This window comes from Pseudoalteromonas sp. PPB1, from assembly GCF_015356275.1.
Taxonomy (GTDB): domain Bacteria; phylum Pseudomonadota; class Gammaproteobacteria; order Enterobacterales; family Alteromonadaceae; genus Pseudoalteromonas; species Pseudoalteromonas rubra_D.
In genome coordinates, this window is sequence record NZ_JACEQV010000004.1 from 61,590 (window position 1) to 76,288 (window position 14,699).

9 protein-coding genes and 1 pseudogene are annotated in these 14,699 nt (G+C 42.7%); 7 read left to right on the forward strand and 3 right to left on the reverse strand.

Annotated features, from left to right (window positions below; translation table 11 throughout):
- Nucleotides 1-4 precede the first annotated feature (4 nt).
- The gene (locus tag IY568_RS05495; RefSeq protein ID WP_194866971.1) at nt 5-478 is read left to right on the forward strand and encodes a hypothetical protein; all 474 of its coding nucleotides are present in this window, start codon (nt 5-7) and stop codon (nt 476-478) included.
- A 610-nt stretch (nt 479-1,088) separates the two neighbouring features.
- On the opposite strand, the gene IY568_RS05500 is transcribed toward IY568_RS05495, so the two are convergent.
- The 3 genes and pseudogenes from IY568_RS05500 to IY568_RS25255 form a co-directional block, all read right to left on the reverse strand.
- A complete protein-coding gene (locus tag IY568_RS05500) occupies nt 1,089-2,198 on the reverse strand; it encodes a DUF418 domain-containing protein (RefSeq protein ID WP_194866972.1) in 1,110 nt (369 codons plus the stop codon).
- A gap of 172 nt (nt 2,199-2,370) precedes the next feature.
- The gene (locus tag IY568_RS24665; protein WP_228553166.1) at nt 2,371-2,619 is read right to left on the reverse strand and encodes a hypothetical protein; all 249 of its coding nucleotides are present in this window, start codon (nt 2,617-2,619) and stop codon (nt 2,371-2,373) included.
- A 30-nt stretch (nt 2,620-2,649) separates the two neighbouring features.
- Nucleotides 2,650-2,931: pseudogene (locus IY568_RS25255) on the reverse strand (helix-turn-helix domain-containing protein); the annotation flags it as partial.
- Between the two features lie 231 nt (nt 2,932-3,162).
- Here IY568_RS25255 and IY568_RS05510 point away from each other — a divergent pair.
- The 6 genes from IY568_RS05510 (at nt 3,163) to IY568_RS05535 (ending at nt 14,365) form a co-directional block, all read left to right on the forward strand.
- Entirely contained in the window at nt 3,163-5,172 is a 2,010-nt protein-coding gene (locus tag IY568_RS05510) for an alpha-amylase (protein WP_194866973.1), read from the forward strand.
- A gap of 409 nt (nt 5,173-5,581) precedes the next feature.
- Entirely contained in the window at nt 5,582-8,212 is a 2,631-nt protein-coding gene (locus tag IY568_RS05515; protein ID WP_194866974.1) for a hypothetical protein, read from the forward strand.
- 12 nt (nt 8,213-8,224) lie between these two features.
- The gene (locus tag IY568_RS05520; RefSeq protein ID WP_194866975.1) at nt 8,225-11,917 is read left to right on the forward strand and encodes a DNA/RNA non-specific endonuclease; all 3,693 of its coding nucleotides are present in this window, start codon (nt 8,225-8,227) and stop codon (nt 11,915-11,917) included.
- A gap of 18 nt (nt 11,918-11,935) precedes the next feature.
- On the forward strand, nt 11,936-12,283 hold the full coding sequence (locus IY568_RS05525; protein WP_194866976.1) for a hypothetical protein: 348 nt from the start codon (nt 11,936-11,938) through the stop codon (nt 12,281-12,283).
- 303 nt (nt 12,284-12,586) lie between these two features.
- On the forward strand, nt 12,587-13,558 hold the full coding sequence (locus IY568_RS05530) for a transposase (protein WP_194866977.1): 972 nt from the start codon (nt 12,587-12,589) through the stop codon (nt 13,556-13,558).
- 132 nt (nt 13,559-13,690) lie between these two features.
- Entirely contained in the window at nt 13,691-14,365 is a 675-nt protein-coding gene (locus tag IY568_RS05535) for a hypothetical protein (protein WP_194866978.1), read from the forward strand.
- The last annotated feature ends 334 nt before the right edge of the window (nt 14,366-14,699 follow it).

Below are 14,699 nucleotides of genomic sequence, written 5' to 3' on the forward strand. Positions count from 1 at the left end.
TTGTATGAAAAAAGGCTATTACACAGTGCCAGTATTACCTCTGGTTTTGTTTTCGTTTTCTACGCTGGGTTTTTATAATATTTATTTCTATTTTAAAAATATTTGCTTGAGCTCGAAGGTAGAGGGCTTTGATCTTGTTACGGTTGCGAAGAGTATACTATATCCAATTTTTTGCTTTAAGTTGTTAAAAAATGCAGAATCTTCAATTGACAATTATAATGGCTTGAGTGCGAAGATTATTTTCTTTTCTCAGATTTTCTTTGTCTTTGGAGGCGTTTTTCTTGGAAAGGGAGGTGAGATACTTGGTTTTTTTACCTTTATACCATTGATTTTTTCTAACAATCTTTTTGTTTGTTCAAATAAAGTGCAAGGGCTGAATTCTCAGGAAGTGGTTTTTAATAAGAGTCACTATTTTGCTGGGATAATAGGGTCACTATTGGTCTCTTATTGCATATTGTATTTTTACGTTCTTATTTAATTTTATTTGTGGGCTTGCAAGTTATTGTGTAAGCCCTTTTTATTTTATATTATTGGTAAATTCCTCTTTAAGTCATGCTGGCCTTTCCATAGTTATAAGTTACATCCTAGTAAGATTACTTATTCTACTTTTTTGGCTGTTTCTTCGACGTAAAAGCATTTAGTGTCATTAGAGACACCTGTTTTTACTGAGCTGATCTTCAAATATTTTGGCTTGAGTATGTCGCGTAACTCCCCCATACTTTGGTCCGTATTTGCGTCAACTGTCAGATTTAACTTTCGCTGGGCTTGGTGTTTATTCGAATCATGTTTTCTTGTATGACATCTAAAAGTTCTTCTCTACCTTCAAGCCGTTGTACGATGATTTGGCCTATAGCGAACTGCCAGCTAAGAGACATGACCTAGCTCACGCTCAATTGCTCTATTGCTCAGTGACACCCTCAGTAATCCAAAGTTGAATGTTGCTTCTGGCGATAAGGGTTTTGTTGTAATCGTGCTGGTTGGTGATAAGTCTTTCTTTCAAAGTTCAGCCTTGGTGTCTGCGATTGAGATTTCATCATACAAAACTAAATTAATTCAATTCAATGATTTAACAAACACGCCTATAGATACTAATTTCGACGAAAGATAAAGCGATTTTTCCTGATTGTAATATTGACAAAAAGATATCTGAACAACCATTCGGCGGGGCCCTGAGCATACTTGCGCCGCCATATCGTGGCAAAACACCAGGCAGACAGACAAAACAGCAGGCTGCTCAACAATGCCATCTCTATAGACTGATTACCCAGCATATTCAGCGCTTCCAGCGTGCCCATGCCAATAATGATGTGTGCAATATAAAAAGTGAGCGACAACTTACCTGTATCTTCCAATGACCGCAGTACAGCTGAGTGGGCAAAGCGCTGCGCAAGTTTGATGCAGCCGAGTAAGACAAGTACCGAGCTGGCGGTGGCACATACCAGATACTGAGGCAGTGGAGGAATAGGTCCGGTGCTGAGCAAAAACTGAATGTCTTGATCTTGCATGCCAACACTTACGGCCAGTGTGCGCAGCAGATAAAAAGCGCCCTCGAAAGAAACTAAAGTGACAATTGCGATTTTAAACAGTCTTTTTTGTAGTGCACTTTGGTGCAGCGGTTGACGGCCCAGCCATATACCAAATAATAGAAAGGCAATCCAGGGAAACACAGGATGAAAGCCATTGTAAAAAATGCGTCTGATCAGGCCATCCAGAGTCCATAAGTCAAGGTAAGTGAGTGTTTCCCACTGCCAGCCTTTGGAGTAATCAATGATAAGCAATAGCGCAGGGAAAGTGGAGACAATCACCGCACACAGTGTGAGTAGCGTGCGATGAGAGGCGAACAATAGCCATGAGGCCAGAATAAAGTAGCAGCCGTAAAAGTGCAGAATATCTGCCGGCCAGACGGGCAAATAAAGTAGCCCGAGGCAAAGTAGCAGAATACCACGCATGATTACTTTATTTTGCAGTTGTTTTCGCTGAAGTAGGTTGTGGTTTTGCACTTTGCGAGCGCTCAATGTCAGCCCGACACCTGCCAGTATCACAAACAGCGCTGCGGCACGACCTTCCAGTAAACTGCTCAATGACAGCAGCTGCGGGTTGCCAGTTGTTGCGCCCATAACAAGTTTAAAGTTAACGACCACCATACCAAAAATTGCCAATGCTCTGGCAAGGTCAATACCATGGATCCGCGCGCTCATCTTTGTTCCTTTTAGGATATCTGGTGAGTTTAAGTTAAGTGGAGTGGGCGGAATATTCCGTAAATAAATGTATAAAGTTGTAACAGACACAGGTACGAATTATTGATACGTGTCCCAGAGAGGTTTGAAGCCGTGGCTGATTGTGTGATTAGCAATGCGGAAGATCGCATTATCACCAGATAGCGAACTTGTCACCCATATATTTGCAATAACTAATAAAGTATCCATTGATGAGCAAAAGTAAACCGCCAGCAAGGGCTGCCTCGTTTATGAGTCCCAGCAAGCAAAAAAACAAGCCAAAACCATGTAAAATACGCTCAAGCCTGATGAGCAATGATCTACCAGGCTGGCGTTGAAATGTTCCTAGGAAAAACCAAATCCGTAGCCACAGTGGCCGTGGTGATGCATGTTTATTGGTCATAAATGATTCCTGTTGTAATGTGCTGATGTCAGTGTCTAGTGCAGCGGCAAGGCATTTTAGAGACTCCAGGCTTGGAGTGTGACCCTGTTCTATCCGCTGAATTGTGCGGATATTTAATCCAGACATCATAGCTAGTTGAGCCTGTGTCAGGTGCTTGCTTAATCTGAGTTGTTTGAGGATCATAGTGTTACTCGCTGCAAAGTGATGTCGAAAAGTGTTATCCAGAAGCCTCAGCATAAGCAAGGGGTTTGCACCGACTTTTTTGTGACAAAGTATAGTTTTCATATAGTTAGCTATCATCAGATATGTCATCTTGGACAGAAAACGGTGCCTTGTTAACTGGAATAAAGACAGATTTAGCGGGTGCTTTTAGGGCTACAATCGTGGGCTTCACAGGCTTGTAAGGTTTTTTTTAACCTGTTTTTGCAGTGTAAGTGCAGGCACGTTTTATTGCATACGTATTCAATAGACGTTTAATCGGATCTCTCTATATTGTTACCGTGATGTAAACATTACCGTTATGACAACAACAGAGAACATACAATGATTAAACAGTCACTCAAAGTGCTGAACACAGCACTCATCGCCGCGGGGTTGGGCATGTCTGCTCAGGCACTGGCCACCCCCACAACCTTTGTTCATTTATTCGAATGGTCCTGGCAGGATATTGCGACCGAATGTGAAACCTTTCTGGGCCCAAAAGGTTATGCCGCCGTACAGGTTTCGCCACCCAGTGAACACATCACCGGCGCTCCCTGGTGGACACGCTATCAGCCTGTCAGTTACCAGCTAGAAAGTCGTAGCGGTAACCGTGCTCAATTTATTGATATGGTGACGCGTTGTAAGGCCGCAGGTGTTGATATTTATGTTGATGCTGTGATTAACCATATGGCACACGGCAGCGGCACAGGCGTGGCGGGCAGTACATTTGGCGACAAGCATTACCCAATCTATAGTCCACAGGACTTTCACGAAACATGTGCAATAAATGATGCCGATTATGGCAATAACGCTTGGCGGGTACAAAACTGTGAGCTGGTAGGTCTGGCTGATCTCAACACCTCCGCGTCGTATGTCCAAAATACACTGGCAGGTTATTTGAATGACTTGGTTGGTATTGGGGTCGCTGGATTTAGACTGGATGCCAGTAAACACATGGCGTCATCGGATATTGCCGCCATCATGGGCAAGGTGAGTGGCGACCCTTTGGTGTTTCAGGAGGTCATTGATCAGGGAGGGCAGGCAGTACGCGCTGATGAGTATTTTGCAAATGGGTTGGTTACCGAGTTTAAGTACAGCACCAAGCTGGGTGACACCTTCAAGTCCGGCAAACTGGCCTGGCTGAGCAGTTTTGGTGAAGCCTGGGACATGATGCCTAGTTATCTTGCGGTGGTATTTGTTGATAATCATGACAACCAGCGAGGCCATGGTGGTGCCGGTAATGTGGTGACGTATGAAGATGGTGCACTGTATGATCTGGCCAATGTCTTTATGCTGGCCTACCCATATGGCTATCCAAAGGTGATGTCGAGTTATGACTTTAACCATGACGGTGATGCTGGACCGCCAGGTAGTGTTGTGCACCAGGGCAGCACCTTAAACTGCTTTGCCAATGAGTGGCAGTGTGAACATCGCCGCAGCATGATTGCAGGTGCCATGGACTTCAGAAACAATACCACAGGCCACTGGACAGTAAATAATTGGTGGGACAATGGTAATAACCAGATAGCTTTCTCCCGTGGTGATGAAGGGTTTGTGGCCATAAACCGTGAAGGTTTTAGCCTGAACCAGACGCTGCAAACTGGTCTTACTGCTGGCGTTTACTGTGATGTCCTCAGCGGTGGTAAGAATACTGCGGGCGATACGTGCCTTGGTAATCAAATCTCGGTTGATCAAAATGGGCTGGCGAGTATCAACATTGGCGCAATGAATGCTGTGGCAATTCATCATAACAGCAAGCTGGGGGACACGCCGACTGAGCCGGTAGGGGACTGGCAAAGAACGGTTGTATTTATCAAAGCCGAAACAGCCGCTGGCCAGGATCTGTTTGTTCGTGGTGGCCTGGACCATAGCTTTGCAGCCACCCTGGGCCGCAATTGTGCCCAGTATCCAATGCAGTGTGCTATGCCTGTCCGCCATAACAATCTGAAAAGCCCGACCACACAAGGCTGGAAACAGGGCGATAGCTACCTTGACTGGCATGGAGCTGAATCAGGCCAAAGTGCGGAAGCTCAGGGCAGTGCACTAGACTGGACAACTAATTTGTGGCCTGCCGAGTGGGGGACCAAAGCAACGGTAGAAAGCCATGGTTACGGTGAAACCCCGTTGAATCAGTGGGGTGCGCACTACTGGATGCTGGATGTGGACATGGATTGTAGTCAATCCCACAATGGTTGGTTTGAAATCAAAGCCTTTGTTAAAAATGGCGAGGGTTGGGAAGGTGATATTAATCAGGCTAACACGCCCTACAGCAGCAATAACCATTTTGCGCGCTGTGGCCAGATCTCGGTGTTTGAATTCAACCAATCCACTGCGAGTTACAGCACGTTCTAAATTCTAAACCGGGACACCGGTAAACAAAACTCGGTGGCGGTCACACTCACTGGTGACCGTTTCTAACTGGGATTATCACATTATGACACCACACTGAAGAGAAGCTCCTGAGTGTCAGCCTGTCCAATTGTTTGCTCAGTTGATTAGTAATTAAATTTCATTGTTTCAAATATGCACACTTTAGGTGTGTGGCTATGCACCTATGTTGGGTTTACAATCTTTTACGTTAGTGTAAGTGTGGTTTAATTGTTTGATATTTAAGTAAAGCCCCCTGCTATTAAATGTTGTCTCATGTCTTGTTCGATTTACATAATTGATTGCGATAATTGCAATTGTTATGATGCGCAGCTTTTAATTTAGGGTGCTTTATGCACTCTTTGCATGGGTGTTAAATAGGTATCAAATATATATGAAGAAGCTGTTTTTCTTATTAGTGTTGTATTGCACTTCTATGTTTGCAAGTGCGAATGATCTGAAGGAATTTGAAGGGTTTTATGCAATAACACCGGAGCAATCTAGCTCTGGTAATGCATCATTACAGGTGAACTCACTGGATTTGGGCAAACCTCTCCTGATTTATAATGGGGATGCAAAGAAAAGCCTGATTCATATCAATATTACTGGGAAAGTGATTGATACAGAGATAAAGGTCCTTGGGCATCCAACTAATTTGATTATCTCTAATCCGAATGGGATAAGTTGTTCCAATTGTAGTTTTGAAAATGCAAAGCGAATTAGTCTTGTAGATGGGTATTATTCTAATGGTGACATTCGTACTAACTCCAACAGCATGAATAACCCTAGTATGTTCTCATTAGGTAAAATCTATGCGCCAGGAGCACAGTCACTTGAAATATATACTCATTATTTGAGAACTTATAGCAGCTCAACAGTTAACATCAACCTAAAGGCATTCAATCAGAAAGGGGAATACCTTGTTATGGATGAAAAAGGTGATGTTGAAGTAGGAACTGGTGGTATTTCAATCTATGTCGGTAATTACACTATTGAATACAATGGTGGGAGAATACTAGCTAGTGACAATACATCTGTTGACTACTTTAGAATGCTCGAACGATATGGGCACGTTCCTACTCTGATATTAAATGGTAATTATAAATCCGCTGGCTTCTCTATTGCATCTTCCATGGGTATTCAAGTATCGAGTGGCACTAAGATTGATACCGTTACCAAGGCCTTATCCTCCAGTAACTCTGGCAATGGTATTTTTGTACCGAATGAGGGAGTTGCTATATCAAATGTGGGTGATATCACAGTTTCTCGCATGCCTGGGCCGATGTTTAGTACAACTCGGTCGATTACACCTTCCGTTATTAACAGGGGTACAATTCTCAGTGACAAAAAGGTAGAAGTGGTATCCGCAGGTAGTTTCAGTAATACAGGTGTAATTCTATCTGGAAAAGCGTCTCTCTTTGCTGGATCGGGCGTTTTTAATAGTGGAGATATCGAAGTTTACGATTTAGAAGTTGCTGGAGGTAAGTTCGCCAATCAGCAGAGCATTAATGCTAATTCTATGGTTATAGAAACAAATGGTGATATCGTGAATGCCTATGGCGGTATTATCAGAAGTCAAGAATTAACGCTTAAGTCTCGAAGTGGCTTAGTGGCCAATGGGGTAAGACGAAGCGGACAGGATATCACCAAATTTCGGGGGTTGCTGGAACTTGAAAAAGATCACGAAAAACTAGAACAGGGTATTTATCATATAATAAAAGACAAAATAAAATATAAAGCAATGCCTGATCTGTCCGCAAAAATATTTGCGAGTAAAATTTCTGTTTCTGCAAAGGCATTTGAGAACATTAATCCATACTCATTGAGTAAAGGGTCTAATGATTGGAGTTCATCGATAAAAGTCAGCTCTTCACGCTCCAACTCCGTTATATTTCAGGCTGAAAATAACCTTGAAATTGATGTTGAAAACTACATCTTAAACTCATCTGCAATTTTAAGTCTTAGTCAAAGTGGTACGTTTGATATAAATGCAAAGAAGGTATTTAATGAACGTTATCATCTTGATGTGGAAACTGCATATTACTCTGGCTTTAGTGTCACTAATGACTCAAAAACACAGGTGTATGCTTCTGAAAAAGGCAATCGTTCAAAGGTGGTTAATTACTCTCCGCCCGGAAGAATGATTGTATTTGGTAAGTTAAGAGTAAGTGATGGCACAAAAAACGCAAGGTCGACACAGGAGTTTAATAATCTCTTCTCGTATGTAGAAGTATTCTCTAAAGCGTACTTCAACAATCTAAAGTTAACTTCGGTTGGGTTACAGCTTTCTTCAGATACCGATACTTATACATATGCAGATGCAAGATATTGTCAATCTACAGGTCGTTGTGGCTCCGAGGTGATAGAGACCCACGTAGAGGCCGAAACTCTGCTGTCATTTCATGGTGGCGTTTATGGGGTGAAAGAGGATCTGCCTTCTACAGCCGATCTTGACCTAAAGAACGTAAAAGGTCTTGAGGTAGACAAGGCAGAAGCAGGAAATCAATACATGGCTAGCTTAGTATATAATCGGGGCCTAGATGATTCTGCAACAGTAACTTCATTTTCAGTAGAGGGTGATATTTTAACATTCTGGCTGTCAACATGCCGTAGGGTTCTTATTCCTTTAACCGATGATAGCTTTAGAACAGATTGTAGTAGTGAGAAGCTTACGGTTGATCTAGATAAACTATTAACTGAAAAAAACAAAGATAAAATTGTTGGTAATACAGGGCTAACGGTTGCTCAGATTGAAGCAAGACTCGATAAGTATATTCAAGGCTTAAAAAATGATGTTTCTTTGGTATCACCGTATGATCTTTGGTTTCCTACAGCAGCATATAAAATGGCATATGAAATAATCGAAAAAGATACGAAAATTAAATTCGGCTATCGAATAGGTGGCTACATGGCTATTGATGATCGCTCCCCAACATTGAAAAAGTGCGAGTCAGGAAGCAATTTCTGCAGATATACTATTTTTAATAAAAATAGGACTGTTTTAATTTCAAAGTTGCCAAAATAAACCTGAGTTATTATGATGAAAAATAGAATTGAAAATGGGAATTTTGAATATAAAGTTCCTTTTTGGCAAAAGTCAGTTGCCAGCCTTAATATATTTTTAATACTTTGGCAGGTGATGCTGCCAAGCATTGCGTTTGCAATGACAAGCTCACAAATAAATGCAGAGTTAAATAACCCTCAATATACAAGGGTATATAATGGTGGTGAGTATCTGTATGCTAAATCTGATTTTGTTGATAATAAAATTGTTAGCTCTTCAGTGCAAAATATCGAGAGCTTTTTTAATAAGCTAAAAACCACAAACAAGCAATCACTTGAATCACCGCTTATGGTTCCTGTCCTGACTGGCAAGATTACTGTAATTTTGCCTATCTACCCATTAGGTGAACGGATAGGCGATAGCTTTGTGCAATCCAGGTTTGTGCGTGCACAGATCTACAACCAATTGAACCGTAATTTGTTAGTTGGTTACACAAGTGAATCCAATCAAATAAATGGCCTGTATAACAATGCATACTTGTTTGCAAAAACTGGCAAGGTTAAATTTGGCAGTGCAGTAACCAGGGCACAAGTGAATGCGTTTGGTTCCAATTTTATTTGGCCCGAGAAGCGCTCAGTTGGTGGCCGAAGTGTGCTAATCCCAATATTACACTTAACTGATTCAACAATTACCGCTCAGACTGTCAATGGTCATCAGGTTGAGTTTCATGGAAATTCTAATGAATTTAGAAACATCACTGTCGATACTGGCAATCTCTACACCTATGGTAACGCGATTATTCGAGCTGCAAATAATGTTACTGTGCTGGATGGAGCCGTTATTGCCAAAGGTGATCTAAATATCGTTGCAGGTGGAACTGTTTCCAACCTCTCGAGCAATTTTTCAGCGCAAGATAATATAAATATATTTACGAATGATTATGTTCAGAAAACTCTGGTGCATAGATATGAAACACCTTATTCGCAGGGCTCCCGGTTCGGAAACATCGCTCGCCTAGATGGCAATAATATCTATATAAAGGCTAGTAATGACATCGTTCTGGAGGGGGCGAGTGTTTCTGGAAATAGCATTGCCTTTAACGCTGCGAATAACATCATACTCAAATCTGCGCAAGCTACTACATCTTCGAGCTTTTCTTCGCCTCGTTTTTCTGAGGATGTCGGTACTGTAGAAAACCTCATGACGGAGTTGAGTGCAAAAGACAGTATTTCTTTGATGGCAGGTGGCACAGTAGAGCTATACGCATCAAAGCTTTATGCAGATGAAGGAACAATAGACATTCTTGCCAGCAATGGTATTTACATTGCCAATGAATTTGATGAGTACCAAGCAAGTCGGCAAAAAAAGTGGGGCAAAACAACGGTTCAGGAACAAGAATTCGAGACAATAGCTATTCGCTCTGCACTTGAAGCTGGAAAAGGAATAAAGATTGCTTCTGATTTCGGAGAAATAACACTTAAAGCAGCAGATATATCTTCTGCTGTGGGTACTGAAATTGACGCCAGAAATGGCAAGGTTAACTTCTTGCTTGCAAAGGATCATAACCATTACTTTTATAATAAAGTTGAGAAATCAACATGGAAAATCAAAACTGAGACAATTCAAAATACCTCTGATACTGCTGTTTATAATGATATCGTTGGTGGAATCAAAGTAAACGCGACACATGGTATTAAGCTGGAGCTAGGACAGTACCAGGGAGAAACCGTTAAGGAGATTATTGGTGGGTTCACAGGATCAGACTCTTTAGGTTGGATGTCGACTATTTATAATGATTCTGAATTTGCGTGTCCGTCGGCTTCAGAGCTGGCAAATTTTCCGCTTAGCATAAGAAACGATGCAGATTTTGCAAACTGTTCAGAAAGCTTGCTGGACGTTACATTCCAAAAATTAGAGCATATAGAGGTTCATGAACGAACCAGTGCCTTGTCGCCAGCAGCTATGGCCGTTATTGCAATTGCTGTATCTGTTGCAATGGGACCTGGTGGAATGGGCTGGACCGGCGGCCAGGGATCGATAGCTGCAAACTTCGGTGCACAGACTGCATCCGGGGCAATTACACACACAGCGACAAGCGCGATGATCCAGGCTGCTGCTACGACTATGGCGTCTCAGGCTGCCACGAGCCTTGCAAGTGGCAAGGGTCTGGACGGTACTATCAGAACCATGTTGTCTTCAGATGGTATTCGGTCTTTAGCTACAGCAATAGCGACTGCAGGGATATTAAATAGTGAAACTTTCAAAAGCCTGAAATTCTTTAATAGTGCAGATATAGGGAGTGCACTATTTGAAAGTGAAAAAGCAATTCAGCTAGCCAATCAGGCTGCTGAAGCCGTGATGGCGTCAACCGTTCGAGCGGGTGTTTCTACGATCGTTGATGGTGGCAGCTTAAGTGACTTCAGTAAGTCTCTAACTCAATCACTTGCAACAACAGCGGTTAATACGTTGGGTGACGCTATGGCTAAGGAAATCGGAATTAGCTTCAAGAAAGGAGATATTAACAACTTAGTCAGATATATTGCGCACGCCGGTGCGGGTTGCGTCAGAGGAGCACTAACGTCTGAAGTTACCAATGCAAATGGAGGTCATGGTTGTGCGTCAGGTGCTGGTGGTGCAGTCATAGGCGAAATGACTGCAGATATTTACAAAGCAAGTGCTATCAAAGAGCTGCTAGAGGAAAACAAAGAAGTTGTTGATGACTTAAAAGCACAAGGAAAAACTCCGGAGCAGGTTCTTGAACACTTCCGCTCTGCCGAAGTATCAGACAAGCTCAATAAACAGGTTGACTTAATTCTCGCTGCAGGTGTGGATTATGCCAAATTGTCAGGCGCACTGGGGGCATTTGCCGCACATGGCGATGTCGATATTGCCGCCTCTGCGGCAGAAGGGGCTGCTGCGAACAATGGTGCTTTCCTGGTACCTATATTCCTGTCTATCTTGAAAGCAGTTGATGTTGCGCTGACTGCAAAAGAGTTGTGGGCAATTTATCGTGCGGCAAATGGCGATCCGACCGTCCTTGCAAAAGGGTTGGCTTCCTTCCTTGGAGAAAGTGCATTAGAGCGTATTATTCCAGGGTTTAAAACAGCCGATGAAATGATCGACTGGTTAAAGCGCAATAACTATCTCAACGACAAGCTGGCAAAACAAATCAAAGACATCTTTGACGATAACCGAAAAGAAGGTGGAAACGTCGATTTACCTTCAGGGTTACTTAAAGAAGTGCATGTACCCGTAGGGAGTAAAGGTAACTGGGATAAGCGAGTCAATGGTAAACTTGAAGCAGATACCAAGTATGTATTGAGCAATGGTCACAGCTATACGACCGACACACATGGTCGGGTCATTTCTGTCTCTGGTGAAGCCGGAAAAGGGGTTAAGCTTGATAGAAACACCTACCAGCAGTCACAAACCGGGCACGATGGAAATGCGCAGAGCCATGAGTTACACGACGGTGGCCATTTGATAGCTACCCACTTAGGTGGAGCCGGTGATAAGATTAACTTGGTACCAATGACCCGTGAGCTCAATCGCAAATTGTATCGATCAATGGAACGTGAATTGGGTCAGGCGTTAAAAGATGGAAAAGAGGTATACGTTGATATTCAGGTCGGATATCCTGACAATCCAGCAGCGACTAGGCCCAGTATTATAGAGGTTGTCGCTAATATAGATGGTGTACCAACGCCATTCTCGTTTATACAATAACTATTGGGTATGATAAATATGAATACAGAACAAGCTTATAGTGTTATTGCTAATGTGTTGTTTGCTCACTTTGACCCAAACGAGAAGTTTGATAAATTAGAGCTAATATTGCAAATAGGTGATGGCGCCATCGCAAGAAATACTTGGAGATACCTTGGAATAGATAAATTCCCACCAGCATTGGGATTGAAATTGCCTTTGCAGGCGAGTTTAGATTTGGGCAAAGCAGCCTTTTTCCTTCGTGATAATCTGCTGGAAACGACAGGCGAGCAGATCTGGGGATTGACTTTTACTCTCTACCCGGACAGCAGCTTTAACATAGAGTACACCTACGAAAAGTCTGACTGGTTAAAAGGTGGTGAGTAAGCCAACAACTGGAAAGACTGATATTTAAGATAAAAAATGCCCGTCAATGACGGGCATTTTTATGGTCAGTTTTTTTCTGTCAAATTATTATTTATACATGGACATATATGGACGCTCCAGAGTGTATTTATACATGGACAGCCATCTAAAACAGGCGTGCAGGCTGCGCGCCATCCACAAAAAATTGGCGTATAGAATATAGCAGGCCGTCTGGTCGTCGAATTGAACATACATCCTAAACTGGCGTGTGGAATTTACGCCGTCTACCATTAGGTGATACTCATGGATTGAGGATGACAAATTATGCCAACTGCAAGGAAGAAGCAGGTCAGCTTATCAGATACTAAGTACTACCACTGCATATCCCGGTGTGTGCGCCGGGCATTTCTGTGCGGCAAAGACCGCTTAACGGGCAAGTCTTATGAACATCGGCGAGACTGGGTTGAGCAAAAATTGCTGACCCTTGCGAAGGTGTTTTGCATTGATGTGTGTGGCTATGCTGTTATGAGCAATCATACGCACGTTGTGTTGTATGTAGATGATAAGAAAGCACAAAGGTTATCAGATAAAGCGATAGTGCTTCGCTGGCATAAGTTGTTTAAGGGCAACTGGCTGACGCACAAGTTCATTCGTGGTGATGAGCTGAGTGCATCCGAGTACAGTATGCTGGCAGCTGATATTGCTAAATTCAGGCTCCGGCTATCGAGTATCAGCTGGTTTATGCGGGTGCTCAATGAAGACATTGCCCGCAGGGCCAATAAAGAAGATGGTTGCACAGGTCGATTTTGGGAAGGAAGATTCAAGTCACAGGCCTTACTGGATGAAGCGGCGCTGGCAGCGTGCCTGGCTTATGTTGACCTGAACCCTATCCGAGCCCAAATGGCCGAGACTCCGGAAACGTCAGACTATACCAGCATTAAAAAGCGTATTGAGCATGCACAGCAAGGAAAGCAACCCAAAAGCCTAATGCGTTTTGCGGGTAATCCAAGAAAGCACAGGCCGAAAGGACTACCCTTTGAGCTGACCTATTACATTCAACTGGTTGAGTTAACAGGCCGATGTATGTGTGCAGACAAGCGGGGTTATATCAGCGATAGTCAGCCACTGTTGACACGATTGCAAATAGAGCCAGACAACTGGCTTAAACTGACTATGCAGTTTTCGAAGGTCTTTCATGGCGCAGTAGGGCGAAAGCAAGCGATGACAGATTACTGTGAACATCTTCATAAAAAGCGACGAGCCAACTTGACTCTGTGCGAACGGTTGCTGGGTTAATACCTTTTCTTTAGTACTATTTCAATTTATCCAAGTTCAGGCTTGAGTGCGTTCTCGTAATGCCCGGTTCTGACTTATTTCCTAGGTTTTGTGATTAAACTCTTGAATTTCATTGCTGATAATTGATAAGAAGTGCAGGCATCAATCATCTTGTATATCTATATTGAACGTGCCCACAGTTTTCCTTTGAGTTTACGGGTGGGTGTCGCGCATAACTCAGCTAGTTTACAAGTTGGTGAGTTATATCTCGATAATAACCTGCTTACTGAGTTTACTTTAACTGGCTTGCAGCAAAACGAGCACTTACATGTATTGCACCTTACGGGCAATCAACTGACGCAGTTCGATGGGGCGCAGTTCGATAACTTGTATAGCTTGAATCTGTCTGACAACCCAGTATCACGATTGGCCTTAAAACATGAGCAAGGGATACGAACCTTAGTCCTTGATAATACGGCTTTAACTGAATTGGAGCTGTCGGGCTTTAATCGCTTAAATTATCTGTCCATCAACAATACGCAGATTGCAAATATCACTATCCCGGCTACAGTCGATAAACTATATGCAAGTGACACGAATATTACGGAATTAAATCTGCCTGATGGCTTATCCCATGCCGACATATATTTCAGAGGAAATCAGCTAAATTCGTTAAGCAGTGCAGATAATATTGGGTATATAAGGTTGTACCTTCGGGACACTGAGATCAGTGAACAAGTGAATGAGTTGCTGCAAAACTCATTTCGCGACAAGATAACTGCATATAGATGCAGTGAAGGTGGTTATATCTGCACCGTAATTAATTGATACTTGTCTTAAAAGCAAAAACAGCACCTTATCTCAATTTAACCAGCTTAAATGTGATGAGGTGCGTTAGCGCACAAAAGAAGTATCACTGCTAAATATGAGTATCTCATCAGTACCATAGTGAGTGAGTTGATCAAGCAAAGTCATTTTATGAACGGCTTGTCGGGGGCACTTTGAGCAGGTGGTTAGAGTGACTCGTCGCCTGCAACCTGTGCTTTCTAGACATGGTTTATATCTTGCGAGTATCTAGACTCGTCAGGTTAAGCATTTTTATGATTGGATCATCGTCAGCACATATAACGCAAGAAGGCATCTGCCTGTCTACGATATTTTG

What these genes read in the sequence shown, in the direction of transcription:
- IY568_RS24665 (WP_228553166.1), bottom strand. Translation starts at nt 2,619, where the DNA reads ATGACCAATAAACATGCATCACCACGGCCACTGTGGCTACGGATTTGG.
- IY568_RS05495 (WP_194866971.1), top strand. Translation starts at nt 5, where the DNA reads ATGAAAAAAGGCTATTACACAGTGCCAGTATTACCTCTGGTTTTGTTT.
- IY568_RS05515 (WP_194866974.1), top strand. Translation starts at nt 5,582, where the DNA reads ATGAAGAAGCTGTTTTTCTTATTAGTGTTGTATTGCACTTCTATGTTT.
- IY568_RS05510 (WP_194866973.1), top strand. Translation starts at nt 3,163, where the DNA reads ATGATTAAACAGTCACTCAAAGTGCTGAACACAGCACTCATCGCCGCG.
- IY568_RS05525 (WP_194866976.1), top strand. Translation starts at nt 11,936, where the DNA reads ATGAATACAGAACAAGCTTATAGTGTTATTGCTAATGTGTTGTTTGCT.
- IY568_RS05520 (WP_194866975.1), top strand. Translation starts at nt 8,225, where the DNA reads ATGATGAAAAATAGAATTGAAAATGGGAATTTTGAATATAAAGTTCCT.
- IY568_RS05500 (WP_194866972.1), bottom strand. Translation starts at nt 2,198, where the DNA reads ATGAGCGCGCGGATCCATGGTATTGACCTTGCCAGAGCATTGGCAATT.
- IY568_RS05530 (WP_194866977.1), top strand. Translation starts at nt 12,587, where the DNA reads ATGCCAACTGCAAGGAAGAAGCAGGTCAGCTTATCAGATACTAAGTAC.